28 protein-coding genes are annotated in these 25,528 nt (G+C 51.6%); 4 read left to right on the forward strand and 24 right to left on the reverse strand.

What is annotated here, in order from left to right; all coding sequences use genetic code 11:
- Positions 1–171: 171 nt before the first annotated feature.
- Positions 172–1,401 carry an SPOR domain-containing protein gene (locus HZ297_RS11295; RefSeq protein ID WP_178863814.1) on the reverse strand — a complete coding sequence of 410 codons (1,230 nt, stop codon included), beginning with the start codon at positions 1,399–1,401 and terminating at the stop codon, positions 172–174.
- Between the two features lie 90 nt (positions 1,402–1,491).
- Here HZ297_RS11295 and HZ297_RS12140 point away from each other — a divergent pair, with 90 nt between their 5' ends.
- Positions 1,492–1,620: a hypothetical protein gene (locus HZ297_RS12140; RefSeq protein ID WP_281357448.1), complete on the forward strand. Its 129-nt coding sequence runs from the start codon at positions 1,492–1,494 to the stop codon at positions 1,618–1,620.
- Here HZ297_RS12140 and HZ297_RS11300 read toward each other — a convergent pair.
- From HZ297_RS11300 to gyrA, 21 genes are all read right to left on the reverse strand, one after another.
- Positions 1,614–2,066, reverse strand: coding sequence for a YchJ family protein (locus HZ297_RS11300; protein ID WP_178863816.1), 453 nt, complete (start codon positions 2,064–2,066; stop codon positions 1,614–1,616). The two genes, HZ297_RS12140 and HZ297_RS11300, sit on opposite strands and share 7 nt — an antisense overlap.
- A complete protein-coding gene (locus HZ297_RS11305) occupies positions 2,050–3,423 on the reverse strand; it encodes an MATE family efflux transporter (protein WP_178863818.1) in 1,374 nt (457 codons plus the stop codon). Before HZ297_RS11305 ends, HZ297_RS11300 begins: the two co-directional genes overlap by 17 nt.
- A gap of 8 nt (positions 3,424–3,431) precedes the next feature.
- Complete coding sequence (locus HZ297_RS11310) at positions 3,432–3,851, reverse strand: hypothetical protein (protein ID WP_178863819.1); 420 nt, start codon at positions 3,849–3,851, stop codon at positions 3,432–3,434.
- Between the two features lie 14 nt (positions 3,852–3,865).
- Positions 3,866–4,492: an NUDIX domain-containing protein gene (locus HZ297_RS11315; protein WP_178863821.1), complete on the reverse strand. Its 627-nt coding sequence runs from the start codon at positions 4,490–4,492 to the stop codon at positions 3,866–3,868.
- Positions 4,493–4,502: 10 nt separating this feature from the next.
- The gene (gene alr, locus HZ297_RS11320; RefSeq protein ID WP_178863823.1) at positions 4,503–5,576 is read right to left on the reverse strand and encodes an alanine racemase; all 1,074 of its coding nucleotides are present in this window, start codon (positions 5,574–5,576) and stop codon (positions 4,503–4,505) included.
- A gap of 6 nt (positions 5,577–5,582) precedes the next feature.
- Complete coding sequence (dnaB, locus tag HZ297_RS11325; protein ID WP_246261992.1) at positions 5,583–7,046, reverse strand: replicative DNA helicase; 1,464 nt, start codon at positions 7,044–7,046, stop codon at positions 5,583–5,585.
- A 241-nt stretch (positions 7,047–7,287) separates the two neighbouring features.
- Positions 7,288–7,740, reverse strand: a complete 453-nt coding sequence (rplI, locus tag HZ297_RS11330; protein WP_178863825.1) for a 50S ribosomal protein L9 — start codon at positions 7,738–7,740, stop codon at positions 7,288–7,290.
- A gap of 18 nt (positions 7,741–7,758) precedes the next feature.
- Positions 7,759–8,649 (reverse strand): YybS family protein, encoded by an 891-nt coding sequence (locus tag HZ297_RS11335; RefSeq protein WP_178863826.1) that lies wholly within the window; start codon positions 8,647–8,649, stop codon positions 7,759–7,761.
- Between the two features lie 31 nt (positions 8,650–8,680).
- Positions 8,681–8,908 (reverse strand): 30S ribosomal protein S18, encoded by a 228-nt coding sequence (rpsR, locus tag HZ297_RS11340; RefSeq protein WP_178863828.1) that lies wholly within the window; start codon positions 8,906–8,908, stop codon positions 8,681–8,683.
- Between the two features lie 3 nt (positions 8,909–8,911).
- Positions 8,912–9,244, reverse strand: a complete 333-nt coding sequence (gene rpsF, locus HZ297_RS11345; RefSeq protein ID WP_178863830.1) for a 30S ribosomal protein S6 — start codon at positions 9,242–9,244, stop codon at positions 8,912–8,914.
- A gap of 171 nt (positions 9,245–9,415) precedes the next feature.
- Positions 9,416–10,126: an orotidine-5'-phosphate decarboxylase gene (gene pyrF, locus HZ297_RS11350; protein WP_178863832.1), complete on the reverse strand. Its 711-nt coding sequence runs from the start codon at positions 10,124–10,126 to the stop codon at positions 9,416–9,418.
- Positions 10,127–10,148: 22 nt separating this feature from the next.
- Positions 10,149–10,484 (reverse strand): lipopolysaccharide assembly protein LapA domain-containing protein, encoded by a 336-nt coding sequence (locus HZ297_RS11355; RefSeq protein ID WP_178863833.1) that lies wholly within the window; start codon positions 10,482–10,484, stop codon positions 10,149–10,151.
- An 84-nt stretch (positions 10,485–10,568) separates the two neighbouring features.
- A complete protein-coding gene (locus HZ297_RS11360; protein WP_178863834.1) occupies positions 10,569–10,874 on the reverse strand; it encodes an integration host factor subunit beta in 306 nt (101 codons plus the stop codon).
- Between the two features lie 191 nt (positions 10,875–11,065).
- On the reverse strand, positions 11,066–12,727 hold the full coding sequence (gene rpsA, locus HZ297_RS11365) for a 30S ribosomal protein S1 (RefSeq protein WP_178863835.1): 1,662 nt from the start codon (positions 12,725–12,727) through the stop codon (positions 11,066–11,068).
- A gap of 181 nt (positions 12,728–12,908) precedes the next feature.
- Entirely contained in the window at positions 12,909–13,592 is a 684-nt protein-coding gene (cmk, locus tag HZ297_RS11370; RefSeq protein ID WP_178863836.1) for a (d)CMP kinase, read from the reverse strand.
- Between the two features lie 2 nt (positions 13,593–13,594).
- Positions 13,595–14,935 (reverse strand): 3-phosphoshikimate 1-carboxyvinyltransferase, encoded by a 1,341-nt coding sequence (gene aroA, locus HZ297_RS11375; RefSeq protein ID WP_178863837.1) that lies wholly within the window; start codon positions 14,933–14,935, stop codon positions 13,595–13,597.
- 46 nt (positions 14,936–14,981) lie between these two features.
- The gene (locus HZ297_RS11380; RefSeq protein ID WP_178863838.1) at positions 14,982–15,866 is read right to left on the reverse strand and encodes a prephenate dehydrogenase; all 885 of its coding nucleotides are present in this window, start codon (positions 15,864–15,866) and stop codon (positions 14,982–14,984) included.
- Positions 15,863–16,993 carry a histidinol-phosphate transaminase gene (gene hisC, locus HZ297_RS11385; protein WP_178863839.1) on the reverse strand — a complete coding sequence of 377 codons (1,131 nt, stop codon included), beginning with the start codon at positions 16,991–16,993 and terminating at the stop codon, positions 15,863–15,865. The genes HZ297_RS11380 and hisC overlap by 4 nt, the downstream gene beginning before the upstream one ends.
- A 54-nt stretch (positions 16,994–17,047) precedes the next feature.
- Positions 17,048–18,178: a prephenate dehydratase gene (gene pheA / locus HZ297_RS11390; protein WP_246261994.1), complete on the reverse strand. Its 1,131-nt coding sequence runs from the start codon at positions 18,176–18,178 to the stop codon at positions 17,048–17,050.
- Between the two features lie 29 nt (positions 18,179–18,207).
- On the reverse strand, positions 18,208–19,302 hold the full coding sequence (gene serC / locus HZ297_RS11395; RefSeq protein WP_178863842.1) for a 3-phosphoserine/phosphohydroxythreonine transaminase: 1,095 nt from the start codon (positions 19,300–19,302) through the stop codon (positions 18,208–18,210).
- 99 nt (positions 19,303–19,401) lie between these two features.
- The gene (gene gyrA, locus HZ297_RS11400) at positions 19,402–22,026 is read right to left on the reverse strand and encodes a DNA gyrase subunit A (protein ID WP_178863844.1); all 2,625 of its coding nucleotides are present in this window, start codon (positions 22,024–22,026) and stop codon (positions 19,402–19,404) included.
- A gap of 247 nt (positions 22,027–22,273) precedes the next feature.
- Between gyrA and ubiG the strand changes: the two genes are divergently transcribed.
- From ubiG to HZ297_RS11415, 3 genes are read left to right on the forward strand one after another with little or no spacing between them, the layout of a single operon-like run.
- The gene (gene ubiG / locus HZ297_RS11405) at positions 22,274–22,993 is read left to right on the forward strand and encodes a bifunctional 2-polyprenyl-6-hydroxyphenol methylase/3-demethylubiquinol 3-O-methyltransferase UbiG (protein ID WP_178863845.1); all 720 of its coding nucleotides are present in this window, start codon (positions 22,274–22,276) and stop codon (positions 22,991–22,993) included.
- A 4-nt stretch (positions 22,994–22,997) separates the two neighbouring features.
- Complete coding sequence (locus HZ297_RS11410) at positions 22,998–23,690, forward strand: HAD family hydrolase (protein ID WP_178863846.1); 693 nt, start codon at positions 22,998–23,000, stop codon at positions 23,688–23,690.
- 17 nt (positions 23,691–23,707) lie between these two features.
- Positions 23,708–24,403 (forward strand): SDR family NAD(P)-dependent oxidoreductase, encoded by a 696-nt coding sequence (locus HZ297_RS11415; RefSeq protein WP_178863847.1) that lies wholly within the window; start codon positions 23,708–23,710, stop codon positions 24,401–24,403.
- Between the two features lie 96 nt (positions 24,404–24,499).
- Here the strand turns inward: HZ297_RS11415 and HZ297_RS11420 are convergent, their stop codons facing one another.
- Together HZ297_RS11420 and HZ297_RS11425 are read right to left on the reverse strand one after the other, a co-directional pair.
- Positions 24,500–25,102 carry a DUF502 domain-containing protein gene (locus tag HZ297_RS11420; RefSeq protein ID WP_178863848.1) on the reverse strand — a complete coding sequence of 201 codons (603 nt, stop codon included), beginning with the start codon at positions 25,100–25,102 and terminating at the stop codon, positions 24,500–24,502.
- Between the two features lie 29 nt (positions 25,103–25,131).
- Positions 25,132–25,512, reverse strand: a complete 381-nt coding sequence (locus tag HZ297_RS11425; protein WP_178863849.1) for a hypothetical protein — start codon at positions 25,510–25,512, stop codon at positions 25,132–25,134.
- Positions 25,513–25,528: the final 16 nt, after the last annotated feature.

Consider the following 25,528-nt stretch of genomic DNA (forward strand, 5'->3'; position numbering starts at 1 on the left):
GTGTTGAGAGAGCGGTAGAATTTTCGCCCTGAAGATAGCGCTTTGCTATGGTGACTTTTGTATTGCGACTGTATTTGGACATGAAAAACCCCCAAAGTTGGTGTCCAACATTTGGGGGTCACTTCACCATGACAATTTCACGCGCGGCTTCAATGTGTAAAAACGTATTTATTACTGCGGGAGTTTAACGGTCAAATCCTTGACCTTGCGCACCCACGGAGAGATGCCGTAAGTTTCCTTCACCTGCTTGGCGCGTTCCGCGGCATCCGCTTTGTTGGCATAACTGCCGGTAAGCAGTACATAACGCACATCATCCAGACGTTTCTGCATCACAATACGGCTATCGCCAATGCCCTTTTGGGCAACCATTTTTTCCAACGCCTGTTTATCCGCCATGCTTGCCAGCTGCAACGTATAATGCTGAGCCGGCTGCTGCTGCAGCCAATTCTCATCCGCACTCAATGCAGGAGCCGACACGCTCGAAGCGTCGACAACGGGCGCGGCAATAGCCTTTTCCGGTTCGGCTGTTTTTGCAACCGGCTGAACCAGCTTTAAAATCGGCTGCGCCATCACCGGTACTTTCGGCTCACTGGGCGCTGCCGGCGAGATAATCGCTTCTGCAGCGTCGGCACGTAGTTCATCGGTTTCTTCGTCAGTTTTAGGCAGAACCTTTACCGCACTGCCACCCTGCAGCAGATGCTGCAAAATCGTTTCCAACTTCTGATCGATGCGCTTTTCCAATTGCGTGGTATAGGCTTTGAGTTTTTCATCAAGAATCGCTTCGGTGACCACCTGGTCGCCAGCGGTTTCAGATTTGACGCTCTCTGTCGGTGCTACAAAAGGTTTTTCAGCCGTTGCAACCACACCCGCATCCAGCCGCTTCAACATCGCCTGCTGCTGCGACTGCATATCTGCCAGCACATTTTCAAGCGAACCGACACGCTCTTCCAGGGCGGCAAACATCTCCGGCTGACCACCACTGGCGAGATTTTTCTGCAACTCGTCCATCGACTGCTGCAAGCGCTGCATTTCAGCCTGTGTCTGCTCCTTGACTACTTTGACTTCTTGCAGCTCTTTATTAATGGTCGTGTAGGCGATGTAGAGCACCCCTAAAATCGTCAACAGCAGCGTCAACAAAATAATCACGCCAAAAAAGGACGTTTTGTTAGAGGTGGGTTTTCGCGGCATCTCCGCGGAAGTTTGGGCGGTTTGAGACGGTGGGGTTTTTGAAGCGGTGCGCGTGCTGTTGGGCATAATTTCCTCTGCGGCATTCAACCAATCGGAGAGAGAGTGACCTTGCGCATCATCGGTGCGCGTTGATGAAAGTTGTTGAGCTTGGCTTTCAATCGCCTTGAGCAGTTCGGCGCGTTCCTTTTCCAGATCTGCAATTGTTTGAGCCATAAAATAAGACAATACCTAAGTCAAAATTGAAATTTATTGTAAAATGCTTTACCACAAAAAGATACATTCGCAACACAGGAATCCGTAAAAATGCCCGATTCACAAAGCGTAGGCTCGGCTCTGCTTCTCACCTTTTCACTGCTGACGGTCTCCATTATCGTCGTGGGGTTGGCCATGTGGGCGGTTTATCGATTTTTCCGCAATAAAGACGATCAATAAAACTCGCCGTCCACGTAAACCCAATGGCCCTGCTTGTCGCGCTCGAAGCGACTTTTCTCGGTCATGCGAAAACGCTCCAACCCTTGCTGAAACTCAGCACAAAAGGTCACCGACCCTTTTTTATCCTTGGCTCTGCCCTTCTGCGTTTGCAGAATCGTCAGCTTTTGCCAGCTCAAATTTTCCTCAAACGCAATCTCAACAGGCCGGGTCTTCTCTGCCCAGGTTTGCGCCAGATAATCCGCCAACTTCAAGGCATAAGCACTGTAACGCGAGCGCATCAGTTGCTCGGCGGTTTGCGCCACCGTCAAACCCGCATGCAAGGGGCCGCAGCATTCAGCATAGGATTTACCGCTGCCGCAAGGGCACGGCTTATGCAAAGCAGTCTCGTCAACCCGATTTGTCAACAACCCGGCCAGATCAGTCGTTTGCTTATCCAAAATGGACATTAAATTGCCTTTTTAAACGCCATGCCAACAGAACCGCCGCCAAACTCAAGCCGATCACAATCCCCAACCAGAAACCGCTAACGCCAAGCGGCTCCGCCGACAGCCAGTCGGTATAGGCCAACACATAACCGCCGGCCAAACCGATGATCCAATAACTCAAGAAGGTCACCAGCATCGTCACCCGCGTGTCGTGCAATCCGCGCAAGGCTCCGGCACACGCCACCTGGATGGCATCGAACACCTGATACGCCGCCGCATACACCAGTAAAGTCACCGCCACCGCCAACACGGCGTCATCGCTCGAATAGATGCCGACAATCTCGTGCCGGAAAAAATACGTCAATAGCGACAAGCTGCCGCCAATCACCAAGGCCGCACCCAAACCGGCATACAGACTCAGCAACATCGCGGCACGGTTATGCGCGCCATAGTGTTTACCCACCCTGACCGTGATCGCCATCGCCACACTCAACGGCAGCATGAACACCATGGAGGTAAAACTGATTGCCACCTGATGCCCGGCAATCACCTCCACACCGAGTTTGACAATAAACAGCGCAATAAAACTGAATAGGCTGACTTCGAACAGCAATGCCAACGAATTGGGAATGCCCAGATTCAAAATATCATTCATGCCCGCTTGCCATCTTGGAGCGATACTCTGCCAGCCATGCAAAAAAGGGCGCGTCACAGCGGAGCGGAACACATACAACAATCCCGCGGCAAACATCAACCACATGACAATCGCACTGGCCACACCGCACCCCGCCGCGCCCAGTGCCGGAACCGGGCCGTAACCGTAAATAAACAACGCATTGAGCGGAATGTTAAAAAACAGCGCCAGAAAACTGATCCACATGGTGGCCTGGGTGGTGCCCAGCCCCTCCCAGAAAAAGCGCAACGCCTGATAAAGCGCAATCCCGGGCAAGCCCCATGCAATATAAAACAGGTAGTCGCTGGTGAGTTGAAAAACGTTGGGAGAGAGATCAAGCCAGCGCAACAGCCCGTCAAGGTTCAGCATGACTAGAACCGAAACAGCGCCCAGCGGCAGCGCCAACCACAAGCCCTGTTGCAGATAAACCCGGATCGCATCGGCGTTACCGGCGCCCTCCTGCTTGGAGATCAGCGGCGTCAACGCCAGCAGAACGCCGGTCGAGAAGATAAAGACCGGCAACATGATATTGGAACCCAGACCAATGGCCGCCAGATCGTCCGTGCCCACCCAGCCGGACATGATCGTGTCCACAAACCCCAGTGCCGTCAGTGCCAGCTGTGCAAAAAAGATCGGCAACGCCAGTTTGAATAAAAGCCGTAATTCGCTCTGGAGCTGTTTGCCGGAAAAAGGAATGGCACTCATACAAAATGTCAAAAAGGTCGAGAAGACGAATCTTCCGACTTTTTAGCAGAGCGTTTGGCAGACTCCGACGATTCGGCTTGACTGCCATCCTGCCAATAGTCACTGCCGAACTCCGTTTCCTGCTCAGTCAAGTCATGATGCTCTGCACCCGCTGGCACTACGGGCATAACCGCCTGCGGAAAGAGCGCGATAATGAGCAGCTTAAAAGACCAATAGACCGTGGCATAAACCACCACCGCCAACATCAACACCAGCGGGATGCCCAGCAGCAAATCCACCAAAATCGCGTCGCCTGCCAACAGCTTGAACCACAGCTCCTTTTCCACAAAGCTGAAATACAGCCACGCCAGCACCGCCAGCCAACTCAACATGACGCCGATGCGGTTAACCGACGGCTGCAAAACACTGTTTCTAAACAGACATAACATATGAATTTCTCGAACTATTCCGCGCTATGGGCGGACAATTTCTGGAAGAACAGCCACTGCAGGGCGATAATCGTGCTGGCCACATTATAGCCGCCGGTCAGCAAGCGTCTTTTGGCCTGTGCAAACGGCACCTTCAGGATTTTGATATCTTCATTATCCTCAGGCAAACCTGCAAAATCGGCCAATAGCGTGCTGTCGACCTCGGCAGCAAACAGATGCAGTATTTCGTCGCTGCCGCCGGGGCTCGGATAAAACTCGCAGATAAATTCGACATCCGCAATCTCGATTCCTGCCTCTTCGATCGCCTCGCGGCGCGCCGCCATCTCAGGCGTTTCTCCCGAATCGATCATGCCCGCAACCGGCTCCAACAACCAGGCCTGTTGGTTTTGTTGATGATGCATGGCGCGCGTCAAGGCCCCGGCACGGCACTGCTCTATCAGCACCACTACTTCGCGAGACCGATCATACAGCAACAGAACCGCAGCTTCACCGCGCCCAAAGAGTTCGCGGCGGATCGTATCGGTCCAACCGCCTTGATAAAGCGTATGCTTGAATTCGATCAGATCGATCTTAAAAAATCCGTCGTAACCGCTATTGATGGAATTGATTTTAAAGGACTTGTCATGCTGTTGTTGCGCCATCCTGGTTCCTTTATTGCACTTCAATCATGGGGACGCGCTGCGTCACGCCGCACAACAACTCATAACCGATGGTGCCGGCATAGCGGGCAATCTCATCCACACTCAACTCCGCTACCCCCCACAGAATCGCCTCGTCGCCGATCTTCACCTCGTCAGCACAATCCGTCAGATCCACACAGATCATGTCCATCGACACCCGTCCGATCAGCGACATCCGCTGTCCGCGGATCAACACCGGCGTGCCTGTCGGTGCGTGACGCGGATAACCGTCACCGTAACCGATGGCGACAATGCCAACGAAGGTGTCGCGTTGCGCCTGCCAGGTATTGCCGTAACCGACATACCCGCCCTGCTTAACCCATTTTAGGGCGGTGATCTCCGACACCAGCTTCATAACCGGCTGCAACGCCGGCTCGCACAGCTCGCAACCACCGGCACCGTACAGCATGATCCCCGGCCGCACCCATTCATAATGCGAGACCGGATAGTTCTGAAGCCCGGCAGAATTGGCAATACTTCGCGGAAAATCAAAATCTTGCGTGGCATTATTGAAGCAATCAAACTGTTGTCGGGTAAAGGTGTCGGACTCATCCGCCGAGGCAAAATGCGACATCAGATGCAGCTGAAACGCCTTGCCGCTCGACTGCAAACGTTCGATAACCTGCGGCAGCACCTCGGGATCGAACCCCAGACGATGCATCCCGGTATCGATCTTGATCCAAACGTTTAGCGAGCTCTGATGCGGCGAGTCCAACAGCCACTCTACCTGATGCCAGGCATGCACCACCAAATCCAGGCGATGCTGATGCAGCAGCGGAATTTCGGCAGAGCTGAACAATCCCTCTAGCAACAGAATGCGGTGCAGAAACCCCTTTTGGCGCAATACGATCGCCTCGTCGATCGAAGCCACGCCAAAACCGTCTGCCGCGCTGAACTGATGGGCGACACGGGTTACACCGTGACCGTATCCATTGGCTTTTAAAACCGCCAATACCTTGGAATGCGGTGCGAGAGTCTTAACCACCTGCAAATTGTGACGCAAGGCAGGCAAATGAATATACGCTTTAGCGGGACGGTACATCATACGGGATTAATACTGCGCCTCTTCAGGCACGTAGGCCGCATGATTCTCGAAACGGGTATATTCGCCGATAAACGTCAGACGCACGGTTCCCAGCGCACCATTACGGTGTTTACCCAGGATGATTTCGGCAATCCCTTTGTCTTCCGACTCTTTGTTATAGACCTCATCGCGGTAGATGAAAATAATCAAGTCGGCATCCTGCTCGATTGCACCCGATTCACGCAGATCCGACATAACCGGACGTTTGTTGGGGCGCTGCTCCAAACTGCGGTTGAGCTGTGACAGCGCAATCACCGGAATCTCCAGCTCCTTCGCCAAAGCCTTCAGGCCGCGCGAAATCTCGGAAATCTCGTTAACCCGGTTTTCGACCCCGGCGGAACCGCGCATCAGCTGCAAGTAATCCACCACAATCAGTCCCAATCCGGTGACTTTAGACTCCGGATTTTCGACACCCGCCTCAATCGCCTCTTTGCGCTGTAAATCACGCACATCCTTGTCGATGCGGCGTGCACGGGCGCGCAAATCGCTGATCATCAGGGCCGGCGTATCATCGATATACACCTTGGCCTGCGACAGAATCTGGATGGCTTTGTTCAGTTTTGGCCAATCATCGTTGCTGAGCTTGCCGGTACGCATGCGCCCCGCGTCGATGCGGCCGATGGAGCTGATCATACGCATCGCCAGGGATTCACCCGGCATCTCCATACTGAACACCGCCACCGGCGTGCCGTTTTTGGTGGCGATATTCTCGGCCATGTTCATCGAGAAGGTGGTTTTACCCATCGACGGACGCCCGGCGACGATAATCAGGTCGCCCTTCTGCAAACCGGAGGTAATCTCGTCGAACTCCGTCAAATGGGTAGCCTGGCCGGTAATAGTGCCTTCGGTGTTAAAGAGTTCGTCGATCTTATTGATGGCCGCTTCCAGCAGCATATCCATCGTCTTGTATTGACGCTGCTTGCCTTCACCGTGTTCGGCGATTGCCATAATCTTGGATTCGGCATAATCAAGCACTTCGCGAATATCTTTACCCTGCGGAAAATAAGCGGTTTCGGCCACTTCGTTGCTGGCCTGGATCAGATTACGCAGGATCGCCTTGTCGCGCACAATCTGCGCGTAATAGAGAATGTTGGCCGCACCCGGCGTGTTTTTAACCAGGTCTGCCAGATAAGCTTTGTCGCCGGCCAATTCAAGCTGCCCGACAGAGGAGAGATGCTCGACCAACGTCACCAGATCGCAGGGACGGTTATTGCGGTTTAATTCGACAATGGCGGAATAGATCGCCTTATGCTGCTGGGTGTAAAAATCGGATTGGTTGACAATCACCGAAACATCTTCAAACGCGTCCTTGGCCAACATCAGACCACCGAGCACGGACTGTTCTGCTTCTATCGAATGTGGCGGCACCTTGAACGACATCTCAGCCGTCTGACCGGTTGGCGCAATAGACTTAACATTACTGGAACTCATAGCAATAACAAAGACTCATCCACAAAACAACGAGGGATTATTATAGCGGAATATAAACGTGGATTGCGCTTATTGAATAAAGGCATTTTGAATAGCCATATTGAAATAAACGACGTTAAAACGGCAAAAAAACCGCAAAAAAAACTCAACAGGCCGGGTATCTGACTAAAGAACGGACATAAAAAAAGCGGTGACTTTAAAAAGTCACCGCTTTTATCAGGCCAGGTTTTCGCTTAAAAAATTAAGCTTGAACGCCTTTCACTTCAACTGTGATTGAAGCCACTACGTCGGTGTGCAGCTGCACGTCGATTTCGTAAGTACCGATGTGGCGCAGAGCACCTTCCGGCATACGAACATTGCGACGCTCAACTTCAAAACCTGCTGCTGCCAATGCATCAGCGATGTCTTGCGTACCCACAGAACCGAACAGTTTGCCTTCATCACCGGCAACTGATTCGATAGTGATCACTTGACCATTCAGGTTTTCGTAAACGCCTTGAGCCACAGCCAACTGTGCTGCTGCTGCTTTTTCAAGTTCAGCACGCATTGCATCAAATTGTGCTACGTTCTCTTTTGTTGCTGGCTTCGCTTTACCCTGAGGAATCAGGAAGTTACGCGCATAACCAGCTTTAACTGAAACTTGGTCACCCAACGTGCCCAGGTTTTGTACTTTTTCAAGCAGAATAACATTCATGGTTAAAACCTCTTCATTTTATTCTTGCTCCCACCGGCTTCTCAAATCGACCCAAATGTCGACCAAGCCAATGGTTGCGAGTATCAGCATAGCTTGAGGAAACAGAAATAACAGCACATAAAGTGTCACCAACCACGCCTTGTGAAGCTGTTTGATGGCCACCGTCTGGTGAGCGATCGCCAGGCCTTGAAACATCAAACCGGCAATCAACACACCCGACAGATCGTAGACAACGCCCGATTCATGCCCTAAGACCAACCCCGCCAGCGCCAAAACGATGGCAACATACGCGGTTGATCTCGACAGTCTCAGCTGGAAAAAATCCGCCTGAAACTGCCCTGCATGATACAAGGCCCCTTGCCACCAGCGCCCCAACACCAGAATCGAAAACCATAGCGCGACGGCAAACATCGCCAACAACATGGTAATCATCTGACTCAGGGTCGCAATGGCATCAGCGTCATATGTCACGCCGGAGGCCTCTAAAATCGGCTTAACCTGCTCATTGAACAGGTTCATCCACCAATCTGCCGGCGACGGTACCAGGAGGTGCATAAGCACCACCGCACCACCGGCCAAAAGCATCGCCAACTGCAATGCTAACGCCAATGAGTTGGTATTTCTCAACACCAACGCCATCAGCCAAATGGGCAACATATATTCAGCCACAGCAATCATGCCCGGAAACGCCGTTCCGGACATCATCACCGTGAGCGCCACATTGGCTACCACGCCCCACAAAAGGATTTTGAAGCCATCGGCGACACCGACTCGCAGCGTCACCAAGGCAATAATCGCTCCCACCAGCAAGCCAAATGGGGCGATCCACACACTCAGCGCTGAAAAAAGAACCGCTGCAATCAGAGCCTGAAGCGGCCCTTTCATGACGTAACTTGCGATTCCCAGCATGCGCTACCTACTTATTTCTGATTCATCAAAATTATTTGTGTTGATCAGTGTAAGGCAACAAAGCGATGTAACGAGCACGCTTGATTGCTGCTGCCAATTGGCGCTGATACTTAGCACTTGTTCCAGTAATACGGCTAGGAACGATTTTGCCAGTCTCAGTAATATAAGATTTCAAAGTATCCAGATCTTTGTAATCGATCTCTTTAACGCCTTCTACAGTAAAACGACAGAATTTTTTTCTTCCAAAGCTGCGAGCCATTTTTTACTCCTTAGAATCTTTTTTACCAACCATAACAGAAGGAGCTGTAACCGCTTCTTTACGCTTGATAAACATGCTGCGAAGAACTGCATCGTTGTAGTAAAAAGCGTTTTCCAACTCATCCAGTGCTTCTTGGGTGCACTCGATGTTCATTAGAATGTAGTGCGCTTTGTGAACCTTATTGATAAGGTAAGCTAGTTGACGGCGACCCCAGTCTTCCAGGCGGTGAATTTGACCACCTGATTGCTCGATAATCGCGCGGTAACGCTCTAGCATTGCAGGAACCTGTTCAGATTGATCAGGGTGCACTAGAAATACGACTTCGTAATGACGCATTCATATTCTCCTTATGGATTATTAAACAGTCTCCCTACAAGTCAGCATGACCCGACCTGCGGTGAAACAAGGAAATTCAAACACAGAGTTTGAAAGGCGCGAATTATAACCGAAATAACGCGTCCATTCAAACACTTATTATTCATCTAGCAACTTGAAGGGCGCGTACCCTCAAAGCAAGCTTTGATTAATGCCGTTTAACACCACCAAAGGCTCTGCTGCCTGCGTGATCGGGCGACCCACCACCAAATAGTGTGACCCCGCCTCCATCGCCTCTTTTGGCGTCATAATGCGCTTCTGATCGTTTACATCACTACCCGCCGGACGAATCCCAGGCGTCACCAGACAAAAATCAGCCCCCAATAAATCACGCAAATCGGCTGCCTCTTGTGCTGAACAGACCACCCCATCCAAACCGGAATCCTTCGCCAACTGCGCCAGGCGCAATACATTCTCTTTAGGCGAGCCCGGCAATCCGATTTCAGACAGATCCTCCTGCTCCATGCTGGTCAACACCGTCACGGCAATCAACAAGGGCTTTCTTGGCAAGTCCAACTCCTGCAGGGCTTGTTGCGCAGCCTGCATCATCTTGCGACCGCCTAAAGCATGGACATTCACCATCCAAACCCCCATGCGCGCCGCCGCCTGCACCGCTTTGGCGACGGTGTTAGGGATATCATGGTATTTCAAATCCAGAAACACATCAAAACCCTTGGCAATCAAGCTCTTGACAAAATCCGGCCCGGCCACCGCAAAAAGCTCCTTACCCACTTTCAGACGACACGCCTGAGGTGTTAATGTTGCTACAAAATTCAACGCTGACTGTGAATCCGCAAAATCCAACGCGACCAATACCTTAGGATCGTCTGCCTGACCAACCATTTTCTCTCCAACTAGATATAACTTAATTTTCTTTATTAATCAAAGCACTGCGATTCTTTTCTAACGTCGTCAATGCACTTACTTGGGACTTTTTAAGCTGTAAAACCTCATCCATCAATTTTTGATTGTCCCTACGCTGCTTTAACAAACGCCATTTCATGCGGGTCAATTGCAACAGCATCAACCCCGCACCCAACAACATCCCGGCAATAAACAGCGCCGCCATGACCACACTCAACGGCAAGGACCATTGAAACCACAACAAATCAATCGCAACCGCTTGCGGATTCAAAACACCGAGTGTCACGCCCGCTATCAGAAAGACCGCCGTTAATGACAAGGAAAGAATTTTCAGCATATCGATAAATACCGTCTGATAAGTGAGCAAAAATTATAGAAGATAAATAAAAAAGGGGCCACACAATGGTGGCCCCTTTTTTATTTAGCCTATGATATCAGTTGTATCTTTTGAAGCATCCACTCGCTCCCGTAATGATTTACCGGGTTTAAAATGCGGCACACGCTTGTCTGACAACTTAACCGTTTCACCCGTTTTTGGGTTGCGGCCAATTCTCGCTTTTCTATGATGTAGACTGAAACTCCCGAAACCGCGAATTTCAATACGCTCGCCTTGCGACAAGGTATTAATCATAGAATCAAGAATCTTATTTACTGCAATTTCAACATCTTTTTGACTAAATTGAGTCTGCTTTCTTGCAATAATTTCAATAAGCTCTGACTTGGTCATATAACAATGCTCTTATAATCTTATTTTTCTCAAAAGAGAGTGCTCAAAATAAAATTGGCCGCACCGGTACTACACAGCACCCAAACACAACAACGTGAAATGCGGCCAGAAAGACCAAATGAATGACTCTGAGCTTACTTAAAAACCCGAATCATAACGCGGCTCCAATGAATACCGGAGCCGCGGTCAGATTACATTTTGTCTTTGAAAAGATCGCCAAAGGTCGTGGCTGCTGTTGCAGACTGATCAGTGTAGTCTTTGATAGCATCCGCTTCTTCTTGCGCTTCTTTTGCTTTAACAGACAAAGAGATAGAGCGGTTTTTGCGGTCGATGTTAGTGATCTTAGCAGAAACCTTGTCGCCTTCTTTCAGTACAGAAGAGGCATCGCGTGTATCTTCCATCAATTCAGAAGCGCGCAGGTAACCTTCTACCTCTGGACCTAGGTCGATCACAGCACCTTTCTCGTCTACAGACTTAACAGTCCCTTCAACGATGCTGTTTTTACCATTGTCAGCTACAAACTGGCTGAATGGATCTTGTTCCAATTGCTTCAAACCAAGAGAGATACGCTCACGCTCTGGATCGATAGACAGGATGATTGTTTCCAGCTCATCGCCTTTCTTGAACTCGCGAATCGCTTCTTCGCCAGTTTGGTTCCAAGAGATATCTGTCAAGTGAACCAGACCATCGATACCGCCTTCTAGACCGATGAAGATACCGAAGTCAGTGATTGACTTGATGTTACCCTTGATCTTGTCGCCTTTAGCATGCGTTGCCGAGAAGCTTTCCCATGGGTTAACAGTGCACTGTTTGATAGACAGAGAAATACGACGACGCTCTTGGTCAACATCCAGAATCTTAACGCGAACGTCTTGACCCAGGTGAACCACTTTAGAAGGATGAATGTTACGGTTAGTCCAATCCAACTCAGACGTGTGAACCAAACCTTCGATACCGTCTTCAATCTCGATGAAAGCGCCGTAGTCAGTGATGTTAGCCACTTTACCAGCCGCTTCAGAACCGATTGGGTAACGAGCAACCATATCCGCCCATGGATCTTCTTCCAACTGCTTCAGACCCAGAGATACACGGTTACGCTCTTTGTCGAACTTAAGAACCTTAACTTCGATCTCATCACCGACCTGAACGATTTCAGATGGGTGGTTAACACGGCGCCATGCCATATCAGTGATGTGCAACAGACCGTCAACACCACCAAGATCAATGAACGCACCGTAGTCAGTAAGATTCTTAACGATACCTTTAAGAACAGTACCTTCTTCCATGTTAGACAACAACGCTTCGCGCTCTGCTGAACTTTCTTGTTCGATCACTGCACGACGAGAAACCACTACGTTGTTACGCTTACGATCCAGCTTGACCAGCTTAGCTTCAACTTCTTTACCTTCCAAGAAGCCGAAATCACGGATAGGACGCACATCCACAAGTGAACCTGGCAGGAAGCCGCGTACACCGTCAACATCAACAGTCAGACCGCCTTTAACCTTACCAGTAACCAATGCCATAACGACATCGCCAGCTTCCATAGCTGCTTCCAGTTTATCCCAAGTCTTAGCACGCTTCGCTTTCTCGCGTGACAGGCGCGTTTCACCCATACCGTCTTCCAAAGACTCTAGGTAAACTTCAACCTCATCACCTACAGCAACTTCAAGTTCGCCGTTAGCGTTTAGGAATTGGCTCTTAGGAATGGCTGACTCAGATTTCATACCTGCATCAACCAAAACAGTTTCTTTGTCGATACCAACAACTGTACCGATAATCAAAGTACCTGCGTTAAATCTGTCTTGTTGTAAAGACTCTTCAAATAGTTCCGCGAAGGATAGTTCACTCATGGATAAATACCAAATAGTTGTACATAACCGATCGTAATTTTCAGATTGGGGTATCGAAAAACAGTCGGGTCAGTTAATCATCGCCAGCTTCCCAACTAGCCGGCACAAAAAACAAAATCCCTGCTCTCAAAAAAGAACAAGGATCAAAATAATTTTAAATTCAATCAGTTAGCAAAAATTTCTATTTGAGAATAGATTTTTCTCGTAACAGATTTTCTGCTTGACTGCATACCTGGTCGATATCCAAATCACTCGTATCAATAATGATCGCATCATCCGCAGGCTTTAAAGGCGAAGTGGCGCGCGTGGAATCACGCTCGTCTCTTTCTTTAATGTCTTGAATTATTTGATCTATATTAGCACTAAGCCCCTGATTTTTCAACTGATTAACACGTCTTTCTGCACGCACTTCCGCCGAGGCGGTTAAATACAACTTTAGTGCCGCCTCAGGAAACACCACCGTGCCCATATCGCGTCCATCTGCAATCAAGCCGGGTGCCTTGGCAAAGGCCTTTTGGCGCGCCAGCAGAGCCGCGCGCACCTCGGGTATCGCCGCCACCTTGGAGGCCACCGCGGCAACCTCCTCGGTACGCACTTTAGAGGTCACATCTTCAGCATCATACATAATCGAGGTCGCTACAAACTCGACCGGCAGAATTTCCGCCAAACTGACCAGGCCGGGTAAATCATCCAATGCCAGCTTGTTTTTAATGGCGCCAAACGCCAAAGCACGGTATATCGCCCCGCTATCCAAAAAGTGGAACTGGGTCTTACAGGTTAAATATTGTGCCAGCGTCCCTTTACCGACGCCGCTTGGACCATCAATTGTCACAATCGGAATCAAATTCGTTTCAGACGCATTCATTATCACTCTTCCTTAACCGCTTCAACCTGCATCCCCACCTGATTGATCAACTCCAGAAAAATGGGGAAAGAGGTATTTACATTGGCACAATCATCAATCACTACCTGATCGACAGCATTCAAACCGGCTACCGTCATCGCCATAGAGATACGGTGATCGTGATGGCTTAAAATGGGCGCTTTTTGCGGGCATTGCTGTCCACCCCGAATCACCATACCGTCTGCGGTTGGCTGCGCATCGATGCCGACCGCCTGCAAGGCGTCGGCCATCACCTGAATACGGTCCGACTCTTTTACGCGCAACTCTTCCGCGCCCGTTAATACGGTTGTACCTTGAGCATGCGCAGCCGCCACAAACAACACCGGGAATTCATCTATTGCCAACGGCACCAACTCTTCGGGAATGTCGATACCTTTTAAGGGTGCATACTTAATATGCACATCCGCCACCGGCTCACCACCCACTTCGTGGAAGTTTTCCAGGGTAATATCCGCTCCCATCAGCTTCAGAATATCAACCACACCGGTACGCGTTGGATTCATGCCGACATGCTCGACCACCAAATCCGATCCCGGACTGACTGCAGCCGCCACCATAAAAAACGCGGCCGACGAGATATCCGAAGGCACATCAATATGACGCCCGCTCAACATTCCGCCGCCCTGCAGGCAAGCCTGGGTGCGCGAGGCATCTAATTTGTTGGTAGTCACCTTATAGCCAAAACCGTTCAGCATACGCTCGGTGTGATCGCGGGTGGGCGCAGGCTCCAACGCACAGGTCTGGCCGTCGGCATACAACCCCGCCAACAACACACAAGATTTAACCTGTGCACTGGCCATCGGCAAGGTGTAGTCGATCGCTTTCAAGGCACCGCCGGTGCCATAAATTTTCATCGGCAAAGTACCGCCTTCGGCGGTTTCGATCTTAGCACCCATCAACGCCAAAGGATCGGTCACGCGCTTCATCGGACGCTTGGACAGAGAGGCATCGCCTATCAGTTCGCAGTCGAAATCCTGACCGGCCAAAATGCCGGCCAACAGACGTGTAGAGGTACCGGAGTTCCCCATATCCATCGGCTTTTGCGGCTTCTTCAGACCACGCAGCCCCACGCCATGAATGGTGACATTGCCGTTATCCGGCCCTTCAATCTGCACACCCATATCTTTGAAAGCTTGCAGCGTTGCCAAGGCATCCGCCCCTTCCAAGAAACCGGTCACAGTCGTCACACCTTCGGCAATCGCGCCCAGCATAATACTGCGGTGAGAAATGGATTTGTCGCCCGGCACACGAATGCGTCCTTTAACGGTACCGCCAGGTTGAACGATAAATTTTACATTTGCCATAAGATTGTCTTCAATTACGTTTAAATTCAGTCAGTTAAAACAGAAATCAATCCGTTTTCTTCAAAATATGCTTATCACGCGCGGTCTTGGCTTCGTGAAACAAAGCATACAAGGCATCGCCGTCCTGCTGTTCGATCAATTCGATCATATGCCCAATCGCCTGCTGGTAATGACGCAACCATTTGCTGATCGCCTTGCCATTGCTTAACGCGATATCACGCCACATCACCGCATCACTCGAAGCGATGCGGGTAAAATCCCTGAATCCGCCGGCGGTATACTGGAACACATTGCCCAGCTCTGGGTGTTCATTCAGCATTTCCACCAAACCGAACGCCAACATATGCGGTAGATGGCTTGTCGCCGCCAATACTTCATCGTGATAATCCGGCTCCATATCAATCACATCCGCACCCAGCAGTTGCCAAAGGCTTCTGACAGTTTCCAGGGCGGCCTGTTCAGTTTCTGGAGTCGGCGTCAAAATCACCCGATGTTTTACAAACAACTCCGCATCGGCCGCTGCGACACCGCTTTTTTCCTTGCCGGCAATCGGATGTCCCGCCACAAAACGCGCCGGCAGTTCGCCAAAGGCAGTTTTCACCGCCTCAATCACCGACATCTTGGCACTGCCCACATCGGAGATGATGGCACCTTCCTTCAAATACGGACGCATGGCCTCCAGCGCAGACTGCATCGCGCCCAAAGGCACGCCCAGCATAATCAGATCGCTGTCCTTGACCGCTTCGGCCATATCCGTGGCATAACGATCCACCACACCCAGCTCGACCGCCAGCTGCAAATTGGCTTCATTGTGACCATAGCCCACAATTTCAATCGGCTGCCCGGACGCTTTAATGCCTTTGGCAAAGGAGCCGCCGATCAAGCCGACGCCGACAACCGTAATCTTTTTAACAGGCAAGGCCAAACTCATTTCGCCGCTCCAGACAATTCAGCCAAAACCGCGGTCAACGCCTCAATAAAATGCTGATTCTCCTCCGCCGTGCCGATCGAGATACGCAGTGTTTCCGTCATGCCGTAACCACCCAAAGGACGCACAATCACCCCTTTTTGCAGCAACAAACGATTAACCTCGGCCGTTTTCCCGCCAAAATGCGCGCAAACAAAATTGCCGCTGGATGGAATCATCTCAATTTCAAGTGAGCTCAACGCAGAACAGATTTGCTGCATGCCTCTCTTATTCTCGGCGACACTTTGCGCCACAAAATCCTGATCCTGCAAAGCCTGCACCACCGCCACCTGGGCGTAATAATTGATATTAAATGGCGCTCTTAGTTGATTGATATATTGGATGATTTCTTCGCAACCCACCATATACCCTACGCGCAGCGCCGCCAAGCCATAGGCTTTGGAGAAAGTGCGAGAAATCAACAGATTCGGGTAGCGCTCAATATAATCCAAACCATTCGGATAATCGGCATCATCGCAATATTCCAGATAAGCCTCATCCAAAACCACCACAACCTGCTTTGGCACCTGCGAAATAAACGCTTCCCACTCCGCCTTACCGAATACGGTGCCGGTCGGATTATTGGGATTGGCGATATAGATAATCTTGGTCTTATCGGTCACCGCTGCAAGCATTGCAGCCAGATCATGCGCCCATCCCTTGGCTTTGACCTCCACGCCTTTCGCCCCTACAACCTGGGCGGAAATCGGATAGACCGCAAAACCATACTGCGAATAGACGACTTCATCCCCAGGTCCGGCAAAAACACGCGCAACCAATTCCAACAGTTCATTGGAACCGTTACCCAAGGCGATCTGGCTGGTTTTGACCTGCAAAAAGCGGGCTAACGCGGCTTTGGCTTCAAACGCCGCGCCATCCGGATAACGCGCCATCTCAGACAATTCTGCCTGCACCGCCGCCAATACCTTGGGGCTGGTACCCAATGGATTTTCATTGGAGGCCAATTTGGAGATGCGCGTCAACCCCAATTCGCGCTGCAACTCACTGACCGGCTTACCGGGAACATAAGGGTGAATGCCTAATATTTGTGGTTGAACTTGATCGCAAAATAAACAGGAAGGGTTTGTCATCAACAACTCTTAATTAACGGGGTGGATAGATGAGGCACGGGTTAAAAAATCCATTCAGGCTTCAAGCGGCGACACCGGATAGGAACCCAGCAACTTAAAGAACGAGGCTTTCTCCTTAACTTCCTGCAACGCCTGCTGCAAGCCGTCATCAGCCTGATGTCCCAGCACATCGATAAAAAACAGATAATCCCATTTCTTATTATTGGAAGGGCGGGAAACAATACGCGTCATACTGATATTGCGCTTGGCAAAACAGGAAAGCAGCTCCAGCAGCGCACCGGACTTATTGTGAATCGACACAATCATCGAGGTTTTATCCTCACCGCTGGGTTGGGTGGCTTCGCGCCCCACCACCCAGAACTTGGTGGTATTATCGCGCTGATCCTCAATATTCGATTCCAGAATCCGCAAACCATACAGCTGCGCCGCCTGCTCGGAAGCGATCGCTCCCAAACTCGCATCTTCCTGAGCCATCTTCGCCGCCAAGGCATTGGAGGCCACCGCCTCCACTTCCACCCACGGCATATTGTTTTTCAGCCACTGCTGACACTGACCCAGGGCTTGCGAATGCGCCACCACCTTACGAACCGTTTCCAACTCACAACTCTTTGAGAGCAAGCAATGGTGAATCGCCAAATCCACCTCACCGGATACCGTCAGCTTGGTTTTCAACAATTCGGTTTCAGTCGCCTTGACCACGCCTTCGGACGAGTTTTCAACCGGCACGATGCCGTAGTTGGCTTCGCCGCGCTCCACCGTGGCGAACACCTCTTCCAAGGTAGAAACCGCTAACGGATGGGCTGACGAGCCGAACTGTTTGATGACGCTGGCATGCGAATAACTCCCCTCTGGTCCCAAATAGGCGACCGTCAACGGCTGCTCCAACGCCAGACAGGCCGACATGATCTCGCGAAACAGTCGCGCCATCTCATTATCCGGCAACAGACTATGGTTACGCTCCTTGACGGCACGCAAGACCTGCGCTTCGCGCTCCGGACGGTAAAACACCGCCTCGACCTTGCCACCCTGAGTTTTGATATCGGCCACCTTTTGCGCACATTCGGCACGGGCGCTAATCAACTCCTGAATCTGCGCATCAATCGCATCGATCTGAATACGAATTTGAGTGAGCTGTTCCGCTTCACTCAACTCCGCCATAGGCTTTTCTGTCTGGGCTTCAGTCATTGTTCTTCAGTTTCTTTGGTTAAACAGGCTTAGACGTGCTTCGCGGCAAACGCTTGCATAAAGGCAATCAACGCATCCACACCCTCTTCCGGCATGGCATTGTAGATACTGGCGCGCATCCCGCCAAACGCTTTATGTCCTTTTAAACTCAACAGGCCGGCTGCTTTTGACTCTTCCAGGAAAGCCGCATCCAGAGCGTCGTCTTTCAAGGTAAAGGTCACATTCATCCATGAACGGTTATGTTTGACGATGCTGTTGCTATAGAAAGCGGAACCGTCGATATAGGCATAAAGCTTTTCCGCCTTGGCGCGATTGCGTTTGGCAATTTCCGCCACGCCGCCGATCTCTTTGAGCCACGCAAATACCAGTCCGGCCAGATACCATGAGTAAGTCGCCGGCGTATTGAACATCGATTCATTATTGGCATAGACTTCCCAGTTCAACAGGGTGGGCGTAATGTCGCGCGCCTGCCCCAGCAAATCTTCACGCACAATCACAATCGCAAACCCCGCCGGGCCGATGTTCTTTTGCGCGCCGGCATAAATCATGCCGTATTTGCTGACATCCACCGGACGGCACATAATGTTCGAGGACATGTCGGCAATCACCGGCTTGCCTTGCGCAAAAATGGCTTCCAGATCGTCTTCCTGAAATTCCAGACCGGTAATGGTTTCGTTGGAACAGATATGGATGTATTTGGCGTCCGGGCTGAATTTCCATTCTGCACGAGGTGGAATGGCTGTTGGGTTTTCCCCCTCGCCGGCTGCCACCACGTTCACGTTTACGTAACGTTTGGCTTCTTTGATTGCCTTGGACGACCAGACACCGGTATTAAAATAATCGACCGTATCGCCTTCCTGCGTCAAGTTCAGCGGAATCGCCGAAAACTGCAATGACGCGCCGCCGTGCGTGAAAATCACTTTGTAGTTGGCGGGAATCTGCATCACTTCGCGCAGATCGGCTTCCATCTTATGCAACAACCCCATGTACTCTTTGCTGCGGTGACTCATCTCCATCACCGACATACCGGTTTGATGCCAATCCAAAAACTCCGCTTCTGCTTTACGCATCACCGCTTCCGGTAACATCGCCGGACCGGCACTGAAATTGAATGCTCTTGCCATTCTCTGTATTCCCCATTACAAAAAAACAGCCAAACGGATGTCGGCTGTCTTATTACGGCACCCTCTGCAACAGGCGCCGCCACTTATTTCGCTATAAACTTACGCTTCGGTCGCATCACTGTCAGAAGGCGCCGCTTCAGCACCCTGGCCTGCCTGAGCCTCTTCGCCCATCAAGCCCTCTTCCGCTTCCAACTCTTCATCGTCATCGATATCGACCACGGCAATGCCGACCACCAGCTCACCTTTACCGACATTAATCAGCTTAACGCCCTGAGTGTTACGCCCCACCACCGACACTTCGGCAACACGGGTGCGCACCAGAGTGCCTTTATTGGTGATAAGCACAATCTCCTGATCGGTGGTGACCGATACGGCGGCGACCACATCGCCGTTACGCTCGGTGGTTTTGATCGAAATCACACCCTGACCGCCACGGTTAATCGTGCTGTAGTCTTCAACCGGCGTACACTTGCCGAAGCCGTTAGCCGTCGCGGTCAGAATCATCGAATCCGGCTTCGCCACCTGCATACTGATGACATGCGCGCCGTCCGGCAGTTTCATACCGCGCACACCGCGCGCCGTACGACCCATGATGCGCACATCGTCCTCTTTAAAGCGGATCGCTTTGCCGATCGAACTGAACAGCATAATATCCTGCTGACCATCGGTCAGCGCCGTGCCGACCAGTTCATCGTCATCCAGCAGATCCACGGCGATAATCCCGTTGGCACGCGGACGCGAGAAATCGCTCAAGGTGACGCGTTTAACCACCGCATTGCGTGTGGCCATAAACACCACGCGCTCATCGAATTCATTGACCGGCAAGACCGAAGTGATGTGTTCCCCCTCTTCCAGCGGCAGCACGTTCACAATCGGCTTGCCGCGGCTGCCGCGACTCGCCAGCGGCAACTGCCAGGTTTTCTGCCAGTAGAGCTTACCTTTATTGGAGAAGCACAACAGCATATCGTGCGTGCTCGCCACAATAATCTGCCCTACTTCATCCTCTTCCTTCATCGCTGTCGCCGACTTGCCGCGCCCGCCGCGCTTCTGCGCGCGGTAATCGCTTAACGGCTGAGTCTTGATATAACCATCCTGCGACAAGGTCACGATACGGTCTTCCACCGCAATCAGATCTTCGGCATCCAAATCCTGATAACTGTGATCGATTTCGGTACGACGCACATCACCGAAAGTCTCGATCACTTCCAGCAACTCTTCTTTAACCACTTCGGTCAAACGATCCGGATTGCGCAGAATCTCCAAAAACTCGGTGATTTTCTCGATCAACCCTTTGTACTCTTCAACGATCTTGTCCTGTTCCAGACCGGTCAAACGGTGCAGACGCATTTCCAGAATCGCCTGGGCCTGCGCCGCAGACAATTTGTAAATATCGCCATCCGAGCCGAAACCGGGCTCCAAGTCTTCGGGACGGATGTCGCGCATATCCACGCGCTCCAGATAATCCAGCACATTGCCGATCGGCCAGGCTTTTTCCAACATACGCTCTTTCGCGACCGCCGGACTAGGCGAGGCTTTGATCAGTTCAATCATCTCGTCGATATTATTCAACGCAATGGTCAAACCTTCCAAAATATGCGCTTTCTCGCGCGCTTTGCGCAATTCATAGATGGTGCGACGCGTCACCACTTCGCGACGGTGCTTAACAAAGGCTTCAACCACCTCTTTCAGGTTCAGCAGCTTGGGCTGACCATCGATCAGCGCCACCATGTTAATGCCGAACACCGTTTGCATCGACGTCTGCTTGTACAGATTATTAATCACCACCTCAGGCACTTCGCCACGACGCAGTTCAATCACAATACGCATACCGTCCTTATCGGATTCGTCGCGCAGTGCGGTAATACCTTCAATCTTCTTCTCTTTGACCAGCTCGGCAATACGCTCGATCAAACGCGCCTTGTTGACCTGATAAGGGATTTCATGCACGACGATCTGGCTCTTGCCGCTCTTATCGGTTTCCACGCTGGTTTTGGCACGGATCTGCACGCGGCCGCGGCCGGTTTCGTAGGCTTCGCGAATACCTTTGGTGCCGTTGATAATGCCGTAAGTCGGGAAATCCGGACCAGGCAGATGCTCCATCAAACCGTCAATCGTGATCTGCGGATTGTCGATATACGCCAGACAGGCATTGACCGTTTCATTGAGGTTGTGCGGCGGGATATTGGTGGCCATACCGACCGCAATCCCCGAAGAACCGTTGACCAATAGATTGGGAATACGCGTCGGCAGCACCACCGGCTCGCTTTCGGAACCGTCATAGTTCTCTGCAAAGTTAACGGTCTCTTTATCCAGATCCGCCAACAGGTGATGCGCAATCTTCGACATGCGGATTTCGGTATAACGCATCGCCGCCGGAGAGTCGCCGTCCACCGAACCGAAGTTACCCTGACCGTCCACCAGCATATAACGCAACGAGAACGGCTGCGCCATACGGACAATGGTGTCATACACGGCGGTGTCGCCATGCGGGTGGTATTTACCGATCACGTCACCGACGATACGCGCCGATTTCTTATATGGCTTGTTGAAATCATTGCCCAGTTCGTTCATCGCGTACAACACGCGGCGGTGAACCGGCTTCAGACCATCTCTCACATCAGGAAGTGCTCGCCCTACAATAACGCTCATCGCGTAACTGAGGTAGGATTGCTCCATTTCATCTTCTAACGAAATGGGAATAATTTCACGCGCAAATTCAGACATCCGGCATCCAATCTATTAGTACACAAATTAAAGCCGCCATTATAACCAAACTCTCGGTTCAAAGCGATATTATTCGCCCGTTTTCTACGCGGTTTTACAGCGGCCAGAATGCAGATTCCGCCAACCTTGCAAGCCTTTTCACAGGCAACCAATTTGCCGCCAATCAGCCATCCAAAGAAGGTATAATCCTGAACTTATTTTGCATCAGCCCCGCAAGTTCAATAGAGAAACGCAAGCTTTAACACCCATGACAGAATCGACCGCACACAACTTCAATGCCGACCCGTCCGAGCTGGACAACTTCAACCGTCTCTCCAGCACCTGGTGGGATACCGAAGGCGAATTTGCCGCCCTGCACAAAATCAACCCATTCAGACTGGACTTTATCAAGCGCCACCAAGCCATTGAAAAGCAATCCATTCTGGATATCGGTTGCGGCGGTGGCATCCTGTCGGAGGCACTGGCACAGGCCGGCGCCGACGTCACCGGCATCGATTTGGCCAAAGAGGTATTGACCGTCGCCAAACTGCACGGTTTGGATTCGGGCATCAAGGTCAATTACCAGCTGATTGCCGCCGAAGACTACGCCGAGCAACACCCTGCAGAGCACGATATCGTCACCTGCATGGAGATGCTGGAACACGTCCCCAATCCGGCGGCGATCATTCAAGCGGCTGCGGAGGCCGTCAAACCGGGCGGCTGGGTGTTTTTCTCGACGCTTAACCGCAACTACAAAGCCTATCTGCTCGCCATCGTCGCGGCGGAACAGCTCTTGAATCTGGTGCCCAAGGGCACCCATACCTACGACAAGTTCATTACCCCGGCGGAAATGGATGCCATGGCGCGTCACGCCGGCCTCTACCTGCGTGACAGCGCCGGCATCGAATTCAACCCGCTGCTTAACCGCTACGGCTTGAACGACCAGGTGGACGTCAATTACCTGCTAGCTTACCAAAAGGCCATCTAACACCATGAGTCAAGCCTCTCACACCACAGACGACATCCAATGCATCCTGTTCGATTTGGACGGCACCTTGCTGGACACCTCCTATGACTTCGCCTATGCGCTGAATCAGGTGCTCAGGGAGTTCGGCGGCCCTCGTCTGCGTTATCAGGACATCCGCAAAACCGTTTCGCAAGGTGGCCTGGCGCTCACCAAACTCGCCTTTCCGCACTTGGAGGGTGAAGAATTGGAAATCCGCCGCAAGCGTTTTCTGGACATCTATTTCGATAACATCACCAATCACACGCGTCTTTTCCCCGGCCTGGAAACAGGATTAGAGCTACTGGCGGAACGCGATATTCCGTGGGGCATTGTCACCAATAAACCCACGTGGCTGACCGAAACGATTCTGCGACGCATGACGTTCCCCAGCGCCCCTTTGAGCGTCATCGCCGGCGACACGCTGGCGGTGCGCAAGCCCGATCCGGCGCCGATGCATCTGGCGGCCAAAGAGTGCGGCGTGACCCCGGCGCAATGCCTGTATATCGGCGACCATCCGCGGGATATCGAAGCCGGCATCAACGCCGGCATGAAAACCGGCGCGGCGCTGTTCGGCTTTCTGCCGGAACACGAAAGCGACGCCGCCTGGCCTGCCGACTTTTTCTTCGACACGCCGATCGACATCAGCCGCTTTATTGAAACCATCAGAAAAAACCCATAAAAAGGTTAAAACACGCTATGAGCACCTATTTAGTCACCGGCGCCGCCCAAGGGTTAGGCAAAGCCCTCAGCACGCAACTGCTGCAAGAGGGGCACGACGTCATTCTGCTCGACAAGGACCTCAAAGCCCTTAACAAGCTCTATGACGAGTTGGAAACGCTAGGAACGGCAGAGCGTGCCGCGCTTTACCCGATGGATCTGCTCGGCGCCAATATCGACCATTACGCCGAACTGCAGAGTATTCTGGAAGAAACTTACGGCCAGCTGGACGGCGTCTTTTTAAATGCCGCACTGCTGCCGGCGTTTACGCCGATCGCCCATTTCGACTACAAACAGTGGTACGAAGTGCTGCACACCGGCCTGAACGCCAATTTCCACCTGATTCAAACCACCCTGCCGTTGCTGCTTAAATCGGCCGACGCCAGATTGGTCGCCATCGGTGATGACAACATTCTGCAACATCCCGCATTCTACGGCGCCTACGGTGTTGCCAAAGCGGGTTTGCAGCAACTCATGCGCAGCGTGGCCGCCGAAAACCGCGTGCCGCAGCTGCAATGCTATTGGGCGCAACTCGGCACCTTTGCCAGCGAAACCCGCGGCCGGCTTTTCCCCGGCGAAAATCCGCTCAATCTGCCGCAAGCGGAAAGTGTCGCCCAACATCTGCTGGAAATCGTATCGGAAGGTTTAAACGCCGAAGATATCGAAAAACTCTAAACGGTTATTCGCCATTTTTCGATGCTTTAAAAACTCAACAGGCCGGGTAAGAGACTTCCTACCCGGCCTGTTGAGTTTTTAAACGGCGTTTTTTAATTATTTCTTTTTACCATCCATCGATGCCAAACCGGCCGTCAAAGTGAAGCGCATCGCCTCATCCATTGTCATATCCAGTCGGGTCAGCGCCGTTTGCGGCACCAACAGCGTATAGCCGCCGATCATATAACTCAATGGCAGATAGACCAGCACGCTTTCGTTGTCATTAAAGCCTTCCGGCAATTTATCGGCATCGGCGCGGGTAATAAAACCGATCAGTTTCATGCCGCTTTCGCCAAAAGTGACCGCCACCACCTGCGAAAACTCCTGCTCCTTCTGCGGACGGAAATAATCGAAGAAATCGCGCATGGCGCGGTAGATCGGTTTGACGCCCGGCAGACGTTCAAACAATCCTTCGAACTTGCCGAAAATAAGGCGCACCACATAGGCGTGCATCAGCACCCCGACGACAAACAAGGCGAGCAGGCCGGCGATAACCCCCATGCCCGGCCAGTAAAACTCGCTGGGCACGACCTGACGGATCAAACCGCCCAGCAGCGATTCCGCCGTCACCGCCAACCAGTAAAACAGATACAGCGTCAGCGCCACCGGCAGCACGGTAAACAGACCGGTCAGCATATTGCGCCCCACAAACCCGAACATATAAATCCTTTTAAATCAGACAGATAAAATCAAAACCTATAGGCTATATAAGGCATCAAACACACTCCCAGCAGCACCAGCGACCAGACACGACCTTGACGCAGATTATAATCAGCCAACAGATGTGACCACGAGTGGTGCATCACAAAATGACCGAATGCAAATTCAAAGACCACGGTCATACCAACCCACATCACCCCGACCTGCATCGCCTGCGTTTCATTCAACAAAGGCCAGATGGAATGCAACCAGTTTGTGTACAGATAAAACGCCAGCAAGATGGTCACCGAAGAGAGCTGATGGGCGGTGCGCTCGGAATAGAGTTTTATAAAGATTTTCTCGCGAATCGCGCCGTTGGCAATGGCTATCAACACCATTGGCAACCACGCCAACACATATTCCAACCTCATACGCTTTCCCTAACCC

The sequence above is a fragment of the Thiomicrorhabdus cannonii genome, from assembly GCF_013391695.1.
Lineage (GTDB): Bacteria > Pseudomonadota > Gammaproteobacteria > Thiomicrospirales > Thiomicrospiraceae > Thiomicrorhabdus > Thiomicrorhabdus cannonii.

What these genes read in the sequence shown, in the direction of transcription:
- HZ297_RS11295 (WP_178863814.1), bottom strand. Translation starts at nt 1,401, where the DNA reads ATGGCTCAAACAATTGCAGATCTGGAAAAGGAACGCGCCGAACTGCTC.
- HZ297_RS12140 (WP_281357448.1), top strand. Translation starts at nt 1,492, where the DNA reads ATGCCCGATTCACAAAGCGTAGGCTCGGCTCTGCTTCTCACCTTTTCA.
- HZ297_RS11300 (WP_178863816.1), bottom strand. Translation starts at nt 2,066, where the DNA reads ATGTCCATTTTGGATAAGCAAACGACTGATCTGGCCGGGTTGTTGACA.
- HZ297_RS11305 (WP_178863818.1), bottom strand. Translation starts at nt 3,423, where the DNA reads ATGAGTGCCATTCCTTTTTCCGGCAAACAGCTCCAGAGCGAATTACGG.
- HZ297_RS11310 (WP_178863819.1), bottom strand. Translation starts at nt 3,851, where the DNA reads ATGTTATGTCTGTTTAGAAACAGTGTTTTGCAGCCGTCGGTTAACCGC.
- HZ297_RS11315 (WP_178863821.1), bottom strand. Translation starts at nt 4,492, where the DNA reads ATGGCGCAACAACAGCATGACAAGTCCTTTAAAATCAATTCCATCAAT.
- alr (WP_178863823.1), bottom strand. Translation starts at nt 5,576, where the DNA reads ATGATGTACCGTCCCGCTAAAGCGTATATTCATTTGCCTGCCTTGCGT.
- dnaB (WP_246261992.1), bottom strand. Translation starts at nt 7,046, where the DNA reads ATGAGTTCCAGTAATGTTAAGTCTATTGCGCCAACCGGTCAGACGGCT.
- rplI (WP_178863825.1), bottom strand. Translation starts at nt 7,740, where the DNA reads ATGAATGTTATTCTGCTTGAAAAAGTACAAAACCTGGGCACGTTGGGT.
- HZ297_RS11335 (WP_178863826.1), bottom strand. Translation starts at nt 8,649, where the DNA reads ATGCTGGGAATCGCAAGTTACGTCATGAAAGGGCCGCTTCAGGCTCTG.
- rpsR (WP_178863828.1), bottom strand. Translation starts at nt 8,908, where the DNA reads ATGGCTCGCAGCTTTGGAAGAAAAAAATTCTGTCGTTTTACTGTAGAA.
- rpsF (WP_178863830.1), bottom strand. Translation starts at nt 9,244, where the DNA reads ATGCGTCATTACGAAGTCGTATTTCTAGTGCACCCTGATCAATCTGAA.
- pyrF (WP_178863832.1), bottom strand. Translation starts at nt 10,126, where the DNA reads ATGGTTGGTCAGGCAGACGATCCTAAGGTATTGGTCGCGTTGGATTTT.
- HZ297_RS11355 (WP_178863833.1), bottom strand. Translation starts at nt 10,484, where the DNA reads ATGCTGAAAATTCTTTCCTTGTCATTAACGGCGGTCTTTCTGATAGCG.
- HZ297_RS11360 (WP_178863834.1), bottom strand. Translation starts at nt 10,874, where the DNA reads ATGACCAAGTCAGAGCTTATTGAAATTATTGCAAGAAAGCAGACTCAA.
- rpsA (WP_178863835.1), bottom strand. Translation starts at nt 12,727, where the DNA reads ATGAGTGAACTATCCTTCGCGGAACTATTTGAAGAGTCTTTACAACAA.
- cmk (WP_178863836.1), bottom strand. Translation starts at nt 13,592, where the DNA reads ATGAATGCGTCTGAAACGAATTTGATTCCGATTGTGACAATTGATGGT.
- aroA (WP_178863837.1), bottom strand. Translation starts at nt 14,935, where the DNA reads ATGGCAAATGTAAAATTTATCGTTCAACCTGGCGGTACCGTTAAAGGA.
- HZ297_RS11380 (WP_178863838.1), bottom strand. Translation starts at nt 15,866, where the DNA reads ATGAGTTTGGCCTTGCCTGTTAAAAAGATTACGGTTGTCGGCGTCGGC.
- hisC (WP_178863839.1), bottom strand. Translation starts at nt 16,993, where the DNA reads ATGACAAACCCTTCCTGTTTATTTTGCGATCAAGTTCAACCACAAATA.
- pheA (WP_246261994.1), bottom strand. Translation starts at nt 18,178, where the DNA reads ATGACTGAAGCCCAGACAGAAAAGCCTATGGCGGAGTTGAGTGAAGCG.
- serC (WP_178863842.1), bottom strand. Translation starts at nt 19,302, where the DNA reads ATGGCAAGAGCATTCAATTTCAGTGCCGGTCCGGCGATGTTACCGGAA.
- gyrA (WP_178863844.1), bottom strand. Translation starts at nt 22,026, where the DNA reads ATGTCTGAATTTGCGCGTGAAATTATTCCCATTTCGTTAGAAGATGAA.
- ubiG (WP_178863845.1), top strand. Translation starts at nt 22,274, where the DNA reads ATGACAGAATCGACCGCACACAACTTCAATGCCGACCCGTCCGAGCTG.
- HZ297_RS11410 (WP_178863846.1), top strand. Translation starts at nt 22,998, where the DNA reads ATGAGTCAAGCCTCTCACACCACAGACGACATCCAATGCATCCTGTTC.
- HZ297_RS11415 (WP_178863847.1), top strand. Translation starts at nt 23,708, where the DNA reads ATGAGCACCTATTTAGTCACCGGCGCCGCCCAAGGGTTAGGCAAAGCC.
- HZ297_RS11420 (WP_178863848.1), bottom strand. Translation starts at nt 25,102, where the DNA reads ATGTTCGGGTTTGTGGGGCGCAATATGCTGACCGGTCTGTTTACCGTG.
- HZ297_RS11425 (WP_178863849.1), bottom strand. Translation starts at nt 25,512, where the DNA reads ATGAGGTTGGAATATGTGTTGGCGTGGTTGCCAATGGTGTTGATAGCC.